This window comes from Rapidithrix thailandica (genome assembly GCF_039710355.1).
Lineage (GTDB): Bacteria > Bacteroidota > Bacteroidia > Cytophagales > Flammeovirgaceae > Rapidithrix > Rapidithrix thailandica.
Genome location: NZ_JBDKWZ010000023.1, coordinates 21,464 through 39,258, shown reverse-complemented (window position 1 = coordinate 39,258; position 17,795 = coordinate 21,464). Strand labels below are relative to the sequence as shown.

Annotated in this window: 12 protein-coding genes; 4 read left to right on the top strand and 8 right to left on the bottom strand. The window is 40.2% G+C overall.

What is annotated here, in order from left to right:
* Positions 1–61 precede the first annotated feature (61 nt).
* From AAG747_RS26455 to AAG747_RS26425, 7 genes are all read right to left on the bottom strand, one after another.
* Positions 62–367 (bottom strand): acyl carrier protein, encoded by a 306-nt coding sequence (locus AAG747_RS26455; RefSeq protein WP_346824271.1) that lies wholly within the window; start codon positions 365–367, stop codon positions 62–64.
* 88 nt (positions 368–455) lie between these two features.
* Positions 456–1,862, bottom strand: coding sequence for an MATE family efflux transporter (locus tag AAG747_RS26450; protein WP_346824270.1), 1,407 nt, complete (start codon positions 1,860–1,862; stop codon positions 456–458).
* An 88-nt stretch (positions 1,863–1,950) separates the two neighbouring features.
* Positions 1,951–3,756, bottom strand: coding sequence for an IucA/IucC family protein (locus AAG747_RS26445; protein ID WP_346824269.1), 1,806 nt, complete (start codon positions 3,754–3,756; stop codon positions 1,951–1,953).
* A gap of 114 nt (positions 3,757–3,870) precedes the next feature.
* Complete coding sequence (locus AAG747_RS26440; RefSeq protein WP_346824268.1) at positions 3,871–5,190, bottom strand: lysine N(6)-hydroxylase/L-ornithine N(5)-oxygenase family protein; 1,320 nt, start codon at positions 5,188–5,190, stop codon at positions 3,871–3,873.
* Positions 5,183–7,639 (bottom strand): GNAT family N-acetyltransferase, encoded by a 2,457-nt coding sequence (locus AAG747_RS26435; protein WP_346824267.1) that lies wholly within the window; start codon positions 7,637–7,639, stop codon positions 5,183–5,185. Before AAG747_RS26435 ends, AAG747_RS26440 begins: the two co-directional genes overlap by 8 nt.
* Positions 7,611–9,131, bottom strand: coding sequence for a pyridoxal phosphate-dependent decarboxylase family protein (locus AAG747_RS26430; protein ID WP_346824266.1), 1,521 nt, complete (start codon positions 9,129–9,131; stop codon positions 7,611–7,613). Before AAG747_RS26430 ends, AAG747_RS26435 begins: the two co-directional genes overlap by 29 nt.
* 252 nt (positions 9,132–9,383) lie before the next feature.
* Positions 9,384–10,013: a nitroreductase family protein gene (locus tag AAG747_RS26425; protein WP_346824265.1), complete on the bottom strand. Its 630-nt coding sequence runs from the start codon at positions 10,011–10,013 to the stop codon at positions 9,384–9,386.
* 1,136 nt (positions 10,014–11,149) lie between these two features.
* Between AAG747_RS26425 and AAG747_RS26420 the strand changes: the two genes are divergently transcribed.
* From AAG747_RS26420 to AAG747_RS26405, 4 genes are all read left to right on the top strand, one after another.
* A complete protein-coding gene (locus AAG747_RS26420; RefSeq protein WP_346824264.1) occupies positions 11,150–12,280 on the top strand; it encodes a TauD/TfdA family dioxygenase in 1,131 nt (376 codons plus the stop codon).
* Between the two features lie 13 nt (positions 12,281–12,293).
* Positions 12,294–14,645 carry a TonB-dependent receptor gene (locus AAG747_RS26415; protein WP_346824263.1) on the top strand — a complete coding sequence of 784 codons (2,352 nt, stop codon included), beginning with the start codon at positions 12,294–12,296 and terminating at the stop codon, positions 14,643–14,645.
* 239 nt (positions 14,646–14,884) lie between these two features.
* Entirely contained in the window at positions 14,885–16,099 is a 1,215-nt protein-coding gene (locus AAG747_RS26410) for a DUF4374 domain-containing protein (protein WP_346824262.1), read from the top strand.
* Between the two features lie 754 nt (positions 16,100–16,853).
* Entirely contained in the window at positions 16,854–17,027 is a 174-nt protein-coding gene (locus AAG747_RS26405; RefSeq protein ID WP_346824261.1) for a hypothetical protein, read from the top strand.
* Positions 17,028–17,055: 28 nt separating this feature from the next.
* Here the strand turns inward: AAG747_RS26405 and AAG747_RS26400 are convergent, their stop codons facing one another.
* Positions 17,056–17,781, bottom strand: a complete 726-nt coding sequence (locus tag AAG747_RS26400) for a hypothetical protein (RefSeq protein WP_346824260.1) — start codon at positions 17,779–17,781, stop codon at positions 17,056–17,058.
* Between the last annotated feature and the right edge of the window lie 14 nt (positions 17,782–17,795).

Sequence of the window (17,795 nt, the reverse complement as noted above, 5' to 3'; positions counted from 1 at the left end):
CTAAATAAATAACGGGAAACAGTAGATGCTCTAAAGCCCAAAGCATTGTCGAGCAGGCTTTTTACACATTCTCTATCTCGTATTTTTTTAAAATGTCTCTTACTTTCGATACACTACCCATCTCTAGGACATCTTCCATTTCTATTGAAATTTGATACACTTCTTCTATTTTCGTGACCAATACTAAATGGCTCATAGAGTCCCATTCCGCAATGCCTTGATAACTTAAATCTTCCGTCACCTCTTCTGATGAAATAGCAAGTGCTTCGGCAAAAACTTCTGATAATTTTGGTAATGAATTCATGTTTTTTAATAATTCTTGTTTTAAATAGAAATTACTTTTTATAGTTTGTTCCGGTTTTGCCATTGGGTTTTATCCGTTTCTGATCGGCAGAAATACTGTGGCAATCAGATGGGATAAGTTTTATAAAGCAGGCCCCCTTCGTTAGGAGCGCTTATACTTTTATATGTTTCCATTTGCCCTTTCTGAATACGGTAATACAAGCTGCCGCCAAGACTAACTCCGATGTCAGAATGGCTGTGAAAATGCCTTTGGGCCCCCAATCAAAATAGATTCCGAACAGGTAGGATAATGGAATTTGAGTCACGTAAAACATCAGTATGTACAGCAAGGTTACCACTTTTACATCGCCTGCGGCATTCAGTGCTCTGGAAATTACCATGGTATACCCCAGCAAAACATAAGCAATGGTGATGTAATTAAGGTACAGTACACCGTTTTTCAACACTTCCGGTTCGTCCGTGAACAGCAGTATGACCGGTTCTGCACCAAATGCCCAAAACAGGGCCACCAAGCACAAAAAACCGGTATTGAAAATGCCCGCTTTCCATACGGATTTCTCTGCTCTGGCATGTTGGTTTGCCCCTAAATTCTGACCGGTTAATATTCCGGCAGCGTTTCCTATGCCCCAAGCGGGCATGGTAGCAATAGAAGCGACACGCTGTGCAATAATATACCCGGCCAATGCATTGGGGCCAAAGTACGACACGATCTTAATCATCAAAATCCAACTCGAAGAGGGAATCATATATTGAACAGCCCCGGTGATGGCCAGCTTCAATACTTTTTTGGTGAGTGCCAAAGAGAATTTCAACTGCTGAAAACCAATACTCAGGATCGTTTTCCTACGGATTAAATGCCAGGCTTGATAAAGCACGCCAATCACCCTGGCTATTGCCGTTGCCAGCGCAACCCCCAAGATGCCATAAGCGGGAACAATGCCCCAGCCAAAAATCAATACCGGGCATAATACGATATTGACCGTATTGGATAGCCATAAAGTACGCATGGCTATGGCGGCATTTCCGGCCCCTCTAAAAATTCCATTTACTGAAATTCTTAAAATGATAAACAAAATGCTTGCAAACATAATTTTGGCAAACCACTCTGCTTCTATGACAAGCGCTTCGGGCATGCCTACCAGGAGCAATATCTCCTTATAAAATACCACACATAGGATGCTTACAATCAATGAAATAGAAAGGCCTATGTAAATGATTTGCATGGCGGTAGCCCCTGCGGCTTTAAACTTTTTTTCTCCTATTCTTCTTGAGATCACTGACGAAGCGGCTATACTTAAGCCAATGGCAATGGAATAAGAGAATGATATGACAGACTCTGTCGCCCCTACGATAGCAATGGCTCCGGCTCCTAACCTGCTCACAAAAAACAAATTAGAACAGACAAAAAGAGACTCCATAACCATTTCCAAGACCATGGGAACGGAAAGTAAGACAATAGCCCGGTTGATACTGCCTGTGGTAAATTTTTTTTCTTTGCCTAATACAGCCTGCTTCAGGAGGTGAAAAAAATATCTTACTTGCGATAATATCAGCTTCATACGAATGGATAAAGTTGGTGTCTGCGTTCGATGTTTATATAGGTAGCCTGGTGTCAACAACCCATAGTTGACACCAGGTTTATTTGCCTTAGCTTGGCTGTTCTTGTCTCAGCAATGCCAGTGGATTTTCTAGTTTTCCGCCTTTTTGGGGAATGGCAAATCCCGTCCGTTCCGCATAGCCTTGATGCAACCTGAGGCCATTGATAAAGAACCGTTTAAATTCCGGTGTAAAGAGATCGTACTTATCAAACTTCCCGTTTAAATGAGGGTTTTCTGCCTGGTAGGCCAATACCACCTCCATCACATTGCTCCAAAATGCCTTTTCCTCATATCCGGAATATACATGCAGGACATTACTCAGGTACCTGAAATATGCATCGAAAACACCTATTAAAATAAATAGCGGGATGTTTTCTTTGTTAGAAGACTGTATTAAACCATTGGCCAAATTCTCTGGCAATTTTTCCCGGGCTTCGGCAGTAAGTACAATATCATCTACAAAATCTTTGATAATGATGCGTTGCGGAGTATAATCTTTCAGCACGATAATAATATTTTCCCCGTGTGGCGTCACGCATAAAGAATGCTCATAGTAAATATGTAACAGCGGTTTTAAATAGGCTTTCAAATAAGCCATCACCCATTCCTCTGTTGTCAAACCTGATTTTTTTATCAATTCATCCACCAGGCTTTTTCCACTGTCATCCACATATAGCAGGGCGGCCATCGTCATCAAACGCTCCTCCGCTTGCATATACTTTACTGCACTTTCGCGCCATAGCGCCCCAAGCATTTCATTGTACTGATAAGGCACCTTTTTGATGGTACTGTATTGCGGATGCAGATAAGAAACCGTGGCTACTTCTCCAAGCAGGATTACACCGGTATCTTTAAGGTATTGATCCTTTTTGAGGAGGTCACTTACCCATTGGGTCACTGCGGGCGCGATGTCCATCTGTTGAGGAGATAGCCCTCTTATATTGCCCGTACTTAATATGGATACAGCCGTTTTGGTATAGTGTTTTTCAGGATTGCTGACATTAAAAAAGGTTCTGATGCTTTGTTGCGGTGAAAATACATCTTCACTTAGGCCTAATGGAATGATTTTTTTATCGACAATTTCGGAAGTAAACTGCATTAATAGTTTGTTGTTCCACTGCCACGCATGGACCGGAATAAAAACATACGCTTCCACCTGTACTTTTTTATCCGATAGCACCTGATAAAAATGCTCTAATTGCTCTTCGCCAATTTCATCTTTATAGAATTGGGTTTGTTCTATTGAATTTAAGGCATTAAAAGTAGCTCTGCTTTTATGTGCGGCTATCCATATCAATTTTGTATTTTGATCGGCCTCCGGAGCATATTTTTGGAGGTCGGTAGGGTTAAATCCTATTCGACTTTTGTTCACAATCACCCAAGGGTGTCCGTCCATTTGATGCTCCAAGGTTTGATAGTCCGCGTCCGTTAAGGCTTTGGCACTTAAGCGCCCCTTCATAAGTATGGCAGCATCTGCATACAATGTATTGAGTAATTCTTCTATGTAATGCGCCAATGTAAATGATTCGATGCCAAATGCTTCCTGGTTTTCTATAAAAAACGTTGGAACATCCATGGATGGATTTACTACTCCATTCTCGTATTTTTTGATCGACTCTTTGTGAATATGCCAGTAATCCAAAAGCCGGGCTTCCGCTGAAAAAGTGTAGTAGACCGATTCCTTATCCGTAGGAAGTTTAAAATAGGTGATGCCTTCGTTCACCTTGGTGATTTCCGGTTGGGCAATTTGCTCGTGCATCAATTCCGACAGGCTTTTTGCGAGCATATTTATCGTTACCTTTTTCCAAATTTCTTCACTCGGAAAAACTGTTTCGTTCAATATCGTTGAAGTCATATTTTTAAAATTTACAAAAGAGGTTTAAAATAGCCGGATCCTTCTCGGAGGCTCTCGTTTGCGCTTATACAATGAAGTCTTACGGCCACTATGAAAGCCATACAGCCGAATCATTTAGGAGAGCATCTCCAAGGGTACTTCTGCCTGCTTTTCGACTCCAAAATCCTGAAAAGCAATGCGTTTTTCTATTTGATAGACCTCTCTGCCGGTAATTTGATTAATGATGTATGAATTGCGGTAAGCTCCCATCCCCAAGTCGGTAGATATTAAACTGTGGGTATGCACCTCTGCATTTTGCACAAAAATATCGTTGGCATTGCACCCTATGGAGTAGTTTCTTCCCACATCAAATAGCCCGTTGTCTTTGCGGGCAATGCGGTCTTTGATGCCTTGAAGAAAATCGGGTTCTTCGTATTTGTACCCCGTTCCTAATACCACAAATTCACTGGTACTTTCAAATTTTCTACTCTGCTCTACCTGTGTGAATTCCAATGTATACGAGTTATCGAGGTTTTTCCGGATATGATCGAGTTGACTAGTAGGCTGTATCTTTACATTTATGTCTTTGTCACCGACACTCATCATATACAAAGTATCATAGATCTCATTGATGAGATCGTAGTTAATGCCCTTAAATTGAGCCAATTGGGTCGATAATATTTTTCTCCGCATCTCAGCAGGCATATTATAGAAATAATCCACAAAATCCGGGGAGGTCAATTCTAAGGTGAGCTTAGCGTATTCCATGGGGAAGAACCTGTCGGGCCTTGTGTACCAACTTAATTTAAGGTCATCGCGCTTTTGTTGCAGAAGATCATAAAACACCTCCGCAGCGCTTTGCCCGGAACCTATAATGGTTACCGAGTTGCTGCGGAGCAATTCTTCCTTTTTGTACAGGTAATTTGCGGTATGAAAAACACGATCTGTCATCTCCTCCGTGATAAACCCGGGAACGGAGGGGCGGGTGCCTGTACCCAATACCAGTTTTTCCGCATAATAAACTTCTTTAGTCTTATGGCTAAGATTGTTTACCGTTATGGCATATAAACCCTCTTCGTATTGTATGGAAGACACTTGGTGAGAGAACTTACAGCTGGCCAACTGTTCGGATACCCACTTACAATAAAGGTTATATTCTTTTCTAAGGATGAAGAAATTTTCTCGAATGAAAAATTTGTATAACCTTCCGGATTGCTTCAAAAAATTGAGAAAGCTATAGGGGCTGGTAGGGTCAGCCATTGACACGCAATCGCATAAAAACGGAGTCTGAAGAGTTACATAGTCCAGCATTAATCCGGGGTGCCAGTCAAATGTATCTGCCTGGTCAAAAAAAACGGCAGACACCTCCTGCACAGGCTCCAACAATGCGGCTAAACCCAGATTAAACGGGCCGATGCCTACACCGGCTATTGAGTATGGTTTTTTGCTATTCATGGGAAACTAATTCTGTTGATTTCTCTGCGACAGGACTGATGACAATGTTTTTGTTTTGTGGGAATTTAGCCCAATACCATTCTCTGTAGCAAAAATTGAGGTTTGCTTTTTTATGTGGCATTTCAATGACTTTTTCTATTTTAAAGCCCACATGGGCCTTGTTCATCATGGAAGCCAGAGAATCTACGGCTCCTTCGCCCACCATTTTACCTACCTCAGGTTGTGCAAATACATAGTCAACCATGCATTGGGTAAAAGGCGAAACATATTTTTTCTTGGGGTCCGTAGGAGCGATAAACTGGTGGGTACCATAATCGGAAGGCAATACGTCATAGTAATCCCCAACCAGGTCTCTGGTAGCCCAATACACTTCAAAATTACAGGTAGGCACTCCATTTGCCTCGCCTATATAGCTGCTGAGCGCATTGCCTGCCAGCATGGTTCTGTAATACACCTCCAGTTCGCGAATAGGCCAGTCCATTTTCCATATCTTCTTAGCATGGTCTCTGTGAAACCATTCATGCAACATTTCCAAGTCACGCTCCAGGTCGATGGGCCGGATACGAATGGTGACCTCTTCTTTAGGAAAATAGCGACTGTAAATGACTTCGTCAGGTTGGGGAAAAATTAATTGCCTGGAGAAAAAACGGAGATGTAACAAGTTAGGATAATTGACCATCACTACCGAAGCTGGCGCTTCTCCTCCATCTACATTAAGAAGAGCAGTAATAAGATTTCCTTTTACTTTCCAGTATCGATTATTTAAGAGGTAATCCACCAAACCGGTTTCGTCCTCATCTTTTAAATCAACTACTTTTTTATACCATAGCTCTACCAGCGTCTGCTCTTTTACTAATCCGGTTGCGCCCATCACATTAACCAGCGCTGCAAGGTTACTCACGAGAAAATAATGGGAGATCAGGTCGAGCAACCGTTCGTCCCGGATAAACGCGTTGCCCTGTGTTGCCAGGTCCGGTACCAAGGCCGTTAATGCTTTTTCCCGGCTTTTTCGATAAAGGAAACTTTGGTTATCCCGGATATGGATTTTTGCTGGAAATAAGTCGTCATCAAACTCCACCAATACATTTTGCTGGTGTAATTCGCAGGCAATTCCGAATTCACTGAAAATAGTCACAGTGGCGGGCACTACCAATTCGATATAGGCTTCAAACCATGCGAGGGCCACTTCTTGTACAGGCTGTTTTTTACGTTTGGCCGCTTCTTCTATAATGTTTGCCATTCTTGATTTTTCTCCCAACACTTCGTCTTGGAATATGGAAGCTAATAGGGAAACATTTTTATTGGCAAACTCTCCTTTAAAAGGATTTTTCCGGATAGAGGTATTAAAGCCATTGATTACCCTGCCTTTGTAAGCCACTGAGATAAAGCCCGGGTCAGTAATAAAATTTATGTAGTCAAATTGATTTTTTAACTTTTGACCTAGTTCCGTTGCCAATAACCGGGCAAAATCATGCCCTCTATGCAGTTCATGCAAGTAGTTTACCCGTTCCGCACTGGTTATTTTTACATGCAGCGAAAACTTAAACATCCAATCGCTTTCTTCATTATACACCGTCCTGACCGAGGAGGTAGGCGTATAGAGTGCTCCCCAAGCTCCTAAATCATACAACGCCTCATTGGCGATCATCTCTTGTACCAATGGCTCTTGCAACAAGTACTGGGCTTCCCAGGGGTGAGCGGGTACTACCTTCCATTCGGGATTTTCGTTTAACAGCCCAAGTACATTCGTATCGGCATGTTTCAGCAAGTCTTCTCTAAAAATCTCCGAAAAGCATTGCTCTTCTACATTTCTTTCGGTAACGCAGGTGGGATGGATCAGAAAATAATGAAGTTTGAATCTTCCACCGGTTTCCGGAGAGTAAGTAAAAAGTTCTTTTCCGGAAAAACCTGATCTTCCTTTGGTCAGTGGATGTGCATGATGGCCGATGGCAAGTAACTGTTCGGCTTCAATGAAATTCATTTCAGCCTTGTTCACTTTTAGTTTGTTTTCATAAAAGTGCGTCAAGTATTTCTCAATATTATCAACGCTATTATGAAGCCGCTCTTTACTGTTTTCTACCGTTGCATCCGGATGTGCGGTTAACGCCTGGGAAGTCACCAATTCTAAAAAGCGGTCCATATCGATCACTCTCAGTTCATCGGTAGATAAGTTGCGCTCGACTACCGGAAAATAATATTGATGCCTTCCGCTTTCAGAGGCATATTTGAGAGGAACATATACCTCTATGCCCTCCGGAAAATCAATTTTAAGATGTAGTTGATGGCCAGTTTCATCGAAGTACTTGCCCAGAACCTCGTCATATTTCGGGCTTCCATAGTAAAAAGTACTGTTGGCAAACTCTCTACAACAACTGTTGATCAGTATGGTATAGTTGATTTCCTCTGCCGCTGTACGAATATCAGATTGATTGCAAATAATTCTGTCCATGTTTCTTGATGATGTTTAGTATATTTCTGGTGTGATTCGCTGTGGTGATAGGGTTTGTCATGGTGAATTTCAGGTAAAATTCACCGTTTACCTTCGTACTGGCTACAAGGGCTTTTCCTTCAAAAAACATCGCTTTTTTGATGTTTTCATTCATTTTACATACATCATAACCCTTGCTGTGTTTGGGGGAATAGCGAAAAACCAATGCGCCCATATCCGAATGGCTTAGCAAGTCAAAATCATCATCGGCATCCATCATGATGGCGGTTTCCTTAGCCGCTTCTATAATTCTGTTGGTATAATCGCCTAACTTCTCTTTGCCCATCAGTCTTAAAGTACACCAAAGCTTCAGTGCATCAAACCTGCGCGTACTCTGTGTTATGGACTTGTTTATTTGAGCCGGCAACTCCTCATAATCTTGTTCGGGAGGGTTGAGATAATCCGCATGGTGTTTAATAATATTGAGATGCAATTTATTTTTGACTATAAATGCACTACTGCTGATCGGCTGAAAAAAGGATTTGTGGTAGTCTATGGTTACCGAATCTGCCAATTCGATGCCGTTTAATAAATGCCTGTACTTATCCGTGAGTAACAGGCCGCAACCATAGGCGGCATCGATATGATACCACAAGCCATAGGTCTTGGCGAGGTTTGCTAAATCAGCTAGCGGATCTATATTTCCAAAATCCGTTGTGCCGGCTGTTCCGATTATGGCAATGGGAATATTCCCCGATTGTCTCTCTTTCAGTATGGCATCCTCCAAACGGCCGGGGTGCATTCTAAAGCTACGGTCGGTTTTTATCTTGATAATCGCTTGCTCTCCCAACCCCATAATAGAGGCATTTTTCAAATTACTAAAGTGCGATTTATCCGAAACAAACACTCTGAACTTTGTGGCTTCGGGCGGATTTCCCGCTAATTTTATAGTGTGTTTTAAATGCGTTAGCGCATAATAATCCCTGGCTAATAAAAGCCCCATGAGGTTACTTTGAGATCCGCCCGCATTAAAAATGCCATCGCAGTTCTGGTCAAAGCCAATTTGCTTTCCCGTCCAGTTAATTAATTTACGCTCTATAAATGTCCCTCCCGCACTCTGGTCATAGGTATCCTGAGAGGAGTTAATCGCACTGATCAACACTTCTGCGGCAAGGGCCGGAATCGCCACAGGACAATTTAAGTGAGCGATATAGCCAGGAAGGTGAAAAGCCGTGGCGTGATCGACATATATTGCTTTTACTTCTTCAAAAAGACTTTCATAACTCTCCAAAGGAGTATCAAAATCAATTTCATTAATTATAGCCGATAGGTTGGCGGGTTTTATACCACTGAAAGGAGTCGTATTTTTTTGCAAAAATTGAGAAACGTATTCCCTGGCAATTTGTATCGCTTTTCGATATTCTTTTTCAGACCCTTCGTAAAATATATCCTCATAAGAAGGACTAGTCCTTCTAGCCAAAGGTTCTGCTGGTGTAAGAGCTTCATGATCCATGTTTAAGTGTAATTTGATTTTGCCGTATAGGTTTTGTCTTAAGTAATTTTATAATTCTTTCCCACGTTGTGGGGCAAGCGAAAAAAGGCGAACAGAAAAACTATTATGATGCTGAACATGAGATCAATGGTTGAAAATAAGTATATTTTCTCCTTCTGAGCTCATGCTTATGGCATACATTAGCCGTTCTGGCCTCTTTATGAGGTATAAAAGTGTTTTCTTGATTCCGTTAAAAGCATCTTAGAGCTAAGTTTAACTTAGCCAAGTCACCTTTTTATCTAGTTGGGTTCTCTTTTTGGCAGAGCGGTGGCTTGCTTGGTCAAAATGACCGATATAAAAAAGCCCCAATGATTTTTCATGCTCGTTTAAACCGAATTTTTCTACAAAGTCGATTGCCCCTTGGGGCGTACTCCAATAGCCTCCCAAGCCATAGGCTGTACAGGTTAAAGCCATATTTTGCACGGCAGACGAAACTGCCGCGATTTCTTCCCATTCCGGAAGTTTTAGTTTAGGATTGCGTACGAGGATAATCCCAATAACACAGGCGGCATTTAAGGGATAGTTAAGCAGGAAGTTGTATTTTTCAATCGCCTGGTCCTCAGGAAGTTTTTCAGAATAATAATCACTGTAATATTCTGCCAAAAAAATACCCAGTTCTTCAAGCCGCTTCTCTTTAAATACTAAAAATCTCCAGGGCTCCGTCATCTTATGGGTAGGCGCCCAAGTAGCATTGGTCAGAATTTCTTTGAGAAGATCATCGGTAATATCTTTTTTTATAAACTCATCCGCATAAATACTTCTGCGTTTACGAATTAGATCTGTTACCGTGTTGTACTCATTTATAGTGGGAGCAGAAAAAAATTCCTTTTCATTCGTGTTCATCGATCGTTTTTTGGTTTAGAGTAATGATCAATAGGTTAGTATTTTGTTGTCAGTGATTTTTATAAAAAGTATACCCCAAAATAGAGGTTTAGCCGGGTACTGGAAATGCCTTGTCCGCATCACCTTTGTCAACTCTTCTTTCAGCACCCTGAAAAAGATCTTTATGAGTAATGCCTTCATTGAAGGTTATAGGGCATCGGCACATGAGGTTGTAAAGGCATACAATCCGCATCAGCCGGTGCAGCAATTTTCTTAATTCAATGACAATAGTAAGCTGTGGTAAATGATGGCTATTGTTAGCCTAAACATCACCTCAAAATAATGAAGTGTTGTTTTTTTGAAGTGATTTCAACGTTTCTATTCCTTAAAAAACTTCGAAACGACCCCTTTTGGATACCTTGTCATTTTTTGAGAATAATAAAGGTTGTATACTCCAATTCCTTGGTAAGTCTTTTTGTACAAAAAACATTTAAAAGCCTAAAGGCCTCCCCATTCTTGTTTTTATTCGGTAATCGCTATTCAGCTGCTGAATTTTTTTCAAAAGTATAATTATTTTTAATAAGTCTAAATAAAAATTAAAAAAAATAAATAATATTGCGCCATACCTTTTAAGTAGTAGTGAATTTTTCCAAAAGTAAAATTATTTTTATTAAGTCTAAATAAAATTTAATATTATTGCCCTATAAAATTCTCCCCATTCTTCAGACTACATCAAAAGAGGGGTAATACCCCAAGGTAAGTAATATTTATTGCACTGAATGAAACTGTATGCTTTTGGGCGAACCAACCACATGTTAACTAAAAAAGGAGAAGGTTATCCTCTAAAGAAGAAATTCAGAGGGGGGTATTTTCTTTTACAGAAGCTCATAGTAATACAGTGTTTAAGCGCTTTGTTTCCTTTTTTAAGGAATTGAAAATTAATCATTTATGATAATAAAGGTAAAAAAAAATCTGTATCTTTTTTTAGCTGAAAATATATTTTCGGCCGGTAGTGGAAATCCATCGGGTAGAACATAACAAGTTCTAAAAAAAATGCTTTGCCACTGTATAATCAAGTTTAGTGAGCGCTACTATCTAATTAACTCAACTGCTATTAGAATTCAAATCCATGACCATATTTAAATTAATGTACACTCATGAAAGTTATCAGTTACTCAGAAATACATGAACACGAATCCTTCAATGATTCTGAAATTATTACGCCTCCTACCTCTCCATTAATTATAGATATTCAACCCAAAGAGCGAAACATCATCATGGGGATAGGAGGCCTTCTGTCACGATCTTTTGACAGCTATGAAAATCCTAATTTTATTTCAAAAATCCATATATACGCCTTTCAACTGCTTCCGGAGCGGATTACTAATATCCTGAGTAGTTTTGGTGCCGACTTTTCGGCAAGTCAATACGGTGCCATTGTTTTTAGAGGCTTAGTAGATGTTGATCAGGAGGTCTTAGGCAAAACCCCGGCACGTTGGCAAGAAACCGACTATCGAAAGCTTAAAAATTACGGGTTTATTTGTTCGCTATTGCATGGGGCGATTCCCTCCAAACCCGTTCAATATTTTGCGCAAAGAAAAGGAGGGGGAATTATGCACGCCATTATACCTGATGCAGGTATGGAGTACACACAAACGGGCTCCGGTTCCAAAACGGATCTTTATGTTCATACGGAAGATGCCTTTTTATATAATCAAGCCGATTTTATCAGCTTATTATACTTGCGCAACGAAGAAGAAGTGCCTTCCTCCTTGTATTCCATCAGGTCTCATGGTTCGATGGAAAATAAAATGCAGGAGCTCTTTGAGCCGATATATAAATGCCCCAAAGATGCAAACTATGATGTTGACAATGATGAAACAAGTGAAGAGCTGACGTCTATTTTCTATGGGAACAAAAAATGGCCCTTTATGCGATTTGATGCGGCAGAGCAGATTTTTAATGAAAAGGTAAAACAAAGTCCGAGAGCATTGAATCATCTGTTGGATTTTTGGGAAAAATCAAAAGCCTTAATTTATAACAGCTTTGTGCCCGATGCAGGCGACTTAGTCTTTTTGAATAATCATTTGTGTGCCCACGGAAGAAGTGCGTTTGTGGCCGGAATGAAAATGAAAGATGGCAAGGCCGTAAAGTGTGAAAGAAGACAAATGTTGCGGATGATGAGCAAAACCAGCCTAATTAATATACGAGAAGTCACTCACACGGACGATCCTTACCTGATAATGGAAGAGCACTATGGGAAACTTTTTGATTTGAGTAAACTCTAAACAGCGTTATTTCATGAAAATTACTGCAATACTTTTCATTTGTTTACTCAATAGCATTTTACTTTCCGCTCAGCATCAAAGTTCTATAACGGGGCAAGTGCTGGATGCTCTTAAAAACCCGATCATATCTGCTCATATAAAAATAAAGAACACGGATATAGTGGGCGTAACCGGTATAAACGGTTTCTTTAACCTGGATAATATCCCTGAAGGCGTTTATGAGATAGAGGCCAGTTCTATAGGTTTTATTGCACAGCAACAAGAGGTAAAACTGGAAAAGAATCAACGCGTTCAACTTAATTTTATCCTACAAGAGAATGTTCACCAGCTCGATGATATTACCATTGTCAGCCAATCCGTAAAAAGTCAAAAAGAGGAAGCGGCACAGGCCATCACGGTAATAGATACAAAGGATGTGAGCATCAAAACCGGTGACCTGGGAGAGATGATGGCGGGCGTGCAAGGCATCAGTGTAAGGCGAAGCGGGGGCTTGGGTGATAAAACCAGTTTTTCATTAAACGGGCTTAGTGGAAATCAGATACGCTTTTTCTTGGATGGGATTCCCCTTGAATTTCACGGATATACGTTCGGTATATCAACCGTTCCGACCAATTTGGTGGATCATATCGAGGTGTATAAAGGGGTAGTCCCTATAAAATTCGGGGCCGATGCACTAGGAGGAGCGGTCAATATTATCTCTCCGGAAGTTACTTCGAAATTAGGTGGTTTTGCCTCTTATCAAACAGGGTCCTTTGGAACACAACGCACCTCTTTATATGTCAAAAAACTCAACGAAGACACCGGGGTGTTTTTTGATGTGAATGGCTTCTATGACTATGCCAAGAACAATTATAAAGTGGAGGTGGAGGTGCCTGATGACAAAGGCAAACTGAGAGAAGTAACTGTTCCCAGGTTTCACGATGCCTACAAAGGACAGGGAGCCAGTATTACCTTTGGGGTACAGAACAAACCCTGGGTCAAAGAGCTGAGTATCAAAGGCTATTTTACGGATTACACCAAGGAGATTCAACACAATTACTTGATGGAGGGGATTCCTTACGGTGAGGTGATGTCCTATCGAAAATCGGCAGGAACCCTTCTTAAATACCGAAATGACTTTGGAACGCGTATCGCATTAGATGCCGCTATGGGGTATAATTACCGGGAAAGGCAATTTACCGATGTAGCTGATTGTACCTATAATTGGTTTGGAGAGTGCATCGCTAAGAGAAATGTTCCCGGAGAAATTCCAACATTATCCTCTGCCAACCAAGCCAGTAATCTTTTTACTTGGAACTATAATTTATTCGCAAGAATTACAGCCGATTGGAAGCTGGCCGAAAACCACAGCATTAGCATTACCCTGGCGCCTACTCATACCAGGCAAACCGGTGATGATAAAATGTTGAATAGTTTTGACCCTTTTGATGTACAAAGAACTGTACTTACTTGGGTGAATGGGATTGAATATAATGCGGGCTTGTTTGAAAGCAAATTAGAAAATACCTTTTTTGTAAAGAATTACTTGCAGCATATCGCGTCCGAACAACTTACCCCTCCTAATGACGAATTAACAATTACAGAGCGCACTGTGAATTATTTTGGTTTTGGAAATGGCTTGCATTATAAGTTGAGCCGGCAATTTTCAACCAAGTTAACATATGAGTACGCCACCAGGCTGCCCCAACCGGATGAGTTATTCGGTGACGGACTTACCCTGGGTAATTTGGATTTGAAGCCGGAAAGCAGCCATAATGTAAATTTAGAGTTTTCTTTAAAGAACAAATATCCGGCAAGTCGTTGGTTGATCCGCAGTAATATCTTTTTGAGAAAAATAGAGAACCTTATTTTATTAGTGCCCGGGGAAGTGAGAACAAGTTATCAAAATGTATTTGAGGCAACTTCAACGGGTATAGAAATAGCTGCCAAATGGACGTCCAAAAACGATAAACTGAGCCTTGCTGCCAATTCAACCTATCAGAACTATTACAATAATTCTGAGGAAGGGCTCTTTAAAACATTTCATGGAGACCGTATTCCGAATATTCCGTACTTTTTTGCAAATGTATCGGGGACTTACGCCCTTAGGAATTTATTAAAAAATAATGATAAGTTATCCTTTTTTTGGAGTACAAGGCATGTACACAAATTTTTTAGGAGTTGGGAAAGCGGAGGCCTTAATAAGCAGGGTATTCCAAGCCAACAAGTCCACAATGCAGGCACTACCTACCAGAATAAGTTTGCATCAATAAGGTATGACCTTACCATAGAAGTACAAAATCTCACCAATAATAAAAACTTCGATTTTTATGGTGTACAAAAGCCCGGGAGGGCAGTATATGTAAAACTACTATTTCAAATTTAGAGCATGTTTAAATTTCACCTTTTGGGCTGCAAATTCCCATTTCAGGAACCTCAGCGCATCATTTTTTTGTCGAATAGCTCCATTATTCTTCGAAAGTCGAACCTCCGAAAGTCGAACCATCAAAAATGATCTTCTGAGAGCCCTAAACTGAAAATTTTCATCATCAAAGGGACGGCCCCTGCAACAAATTTTAAACATACTCTTAATCAAATTACTAAGCTAAATTAAATCATAGAAAAATGAAGAAACATATTTCATTCTTGACAGGGTATTTACCCGTCTTCCTGTTGACATTAATTGGGTTAACTGCTTGTGAAGACGATAAAACGACTCCAACTCCTCCGCAAGAAACAGAATCGGCTATTATCGCCTCTCTCAGGGTGAGTACTCCAAGCGGGAGGGTCTACTACATGGGGGCCTATGCTGAGCTGCCTGAAAAGCTTGATTTTAAAGAAATGGAAGAGCTAGGAGCCTCGGTTACGGTATATTCTTATGGAGAAAACCCATACGTATGGAATGGGACGGCTTCTACCTTAACAAAATATGTTGTGGACAATCAATTAAAGATAAGTGCCGGTGACGTTTTAAGTTTTGCCAATACCGGGTTGAGTGGCTTTTTTGGACCCCCTGCTTTTTTCTCTGAGACTCAGGCGTATTTCTTTGCGCTGGCTGAGGGGAAAATCATCGAATTTGATCCTGATAAGATGACGATCACAAAAACAATTGACGTGACGCCTTTGGAGCATAGCGGTGATCCTGATATTAAAACCTCGGTGTACGCAAGTTATGTGACTTCAACAGGTAAAATTATCCTTCCGGTAGCCGCTAACCCCGGAGATTTTGATAAATTTCCTCAATACGCCCAAATAGCGGTATTTGACCCTGCTAACCATTCAATTACTTATGTTAAGGACGACCGCATGTCTATGGGCTATGATACCTTTGCCAAAGGAAATGACGGTGCTCTATATTATCGACCGGCAAGAAACACGGCACGTGCGGAAGACTATACCACGCTCACGGATTTTCCTACTACCGGTGGACTGTTGAAAGTAAACCCTGACGGAACATTTGACCCAGCCTTTTTTGTGGATTTAAAGGCGATTTTAAATGCCCACTCTGTAAATATAGTAACTTATGTGCATGGTGGTAAAGCCCTTACCCAGTATATGGATGCATCGCATGTGCCTCCTTCAAACCCCTCGGATTGGTTGAAAGCCCCAACTAAATTTGCATTGGTAGACTTGGAGGCCCAGACGTTTGAGGAGTTTACTGCTTTTGAAGAATACGGAACCGTTTATCGTATTGGTGAGATAGACGGAATTGAATACTATGGCAACTTTGGCGCGAGTTCTGGCGATTATAGCCTGCTCAGACAAGATGGAGCCAAAGAGTTTAAAGTCGTTTCAACCCCCGTTGGCGGAAGTATTGGGTATATAGGGAAGTTGCGATAACCTACGCAGGTTTAATGAAATTTTCAGACAAAATAAATGAGAACATCAGTAGATGTAAAAGCACGTTTATTGCACTTACTTTGATATACTTTGCTCATTTATTTTGTCTTTTTCTTTAGAAACCAGATAATGAAAGGTCGACTCATTCCGGTTCCTCACAAAACGAAGGGTTAATTTAATGAGAAGAACCTAAGATCCGGGAAATGTTCAGGTCAACTTCCTTGGTAGGGCTTTTTGTGGATTTAGTTTTTTGTTGTCTCAATTTCAGGTTTTTGATTAAATACTTTTTCTAGTTCATACTTTACATAAGTAGCAACATCCGTTTTCATTTTTGGCATATCTAATTTTGCTTTTAGCGAATACTTGTAGCTGAATTGACCTTCTGAGGCGTTTACCCCTTTTACTTGTAAGGCGTTTCTTTACTTTTTTGTTGGTGATTGTAGCCTTATTACCAAGTCTATTTTGCAAAGCTTCTCGAATTCCACTGATAACTCCCTCATTCAAAGCCCCCTTTAGAAATAGATAAAATGTTTTAATATAGCTTTTTTCCGTACAATTATCTAGATAGCAAAATGCAATATGATATGAGTAGTCATTTATTATGGTCTTTTTGTCAAATATAAATAAAGGTTTAACGGAGGGTTGTTTTAAGATTTCTAACTCCAGTTTTTTGTAGATCCCCCAAGCAATCAGGTCGCAAATTGAGGAGTTTTCTAGGAATGGATTGTATTCTTTTAAAAAATATGATCGGAAAATGACAATGAAGATATCGCTCTTAGTTGTAAGAGTAAGCTCACAATTAACATCTGTTGCCCTTATTACCATCAGACAAATTGACGAAAAACCGGGCATCACCAATGAGTGGCTAAGGGGTTGGGTTCTGGGCCGTTTCGTACAAGCCTTTAATTTTAGGAAGTACAAAGCCTAATTACATCGGACTGCCGTGTGCAGACGGCTTATACGGTAAACTTTGTTCCTCCTTTGTCTAAATAATCAAGTGCCTTATCCAGGTTCATATAGCTTTGATCTTCATTGAGAATTTCTTGTATTGGCGTTTTCGAATTTGCTTCTATAAATCCATTTTCATCTTGTACGCTATATTTAGAAATATAGTAAATATCCTCCACATTGAGTTTCCCGCCAACAATAATAGAATGTCCGTTTTCTAGTATCGTTTTCGAACGCATATTTCCACATACAAACATGGTTTTATTACTGGAGGAATCACAAATGGTAACATTTTCACAGGTTAAATTCCCCGAAATAAACATCCAGGAATAGGTGACTATACTTTCAACCTTTACATTTCCTAGCACTATAAATAAACAATCATCATCATAATTGTCTTTAATACTTTGTTCAACAACTAAATCACCGTTTATGATTACGATTGTTTTATCAAGAATAAGCTCTTTTAATTTTGTTTCCCCTTCATAGACCAAAACTTCATCAGAAAACGCACCTAGTTTTTCAATGATTTTATCGGTGTCTAACGTGTTGATTAAATTAAGTTGTTGGTTTTTCAACTCATCACTTAAGCCGTCATTTGGATTGGTTTCATTTCTTATTTTTCTATTGTAAACGCAGCTCTCCAATTGTTCAATTATTTCCCATATAAATAGAGGTTCGTGGGCTTTAACTAATTCTATTGCTTGCTTTAAGGTTACAATTCTAATTTTCATATTATTAAATAATT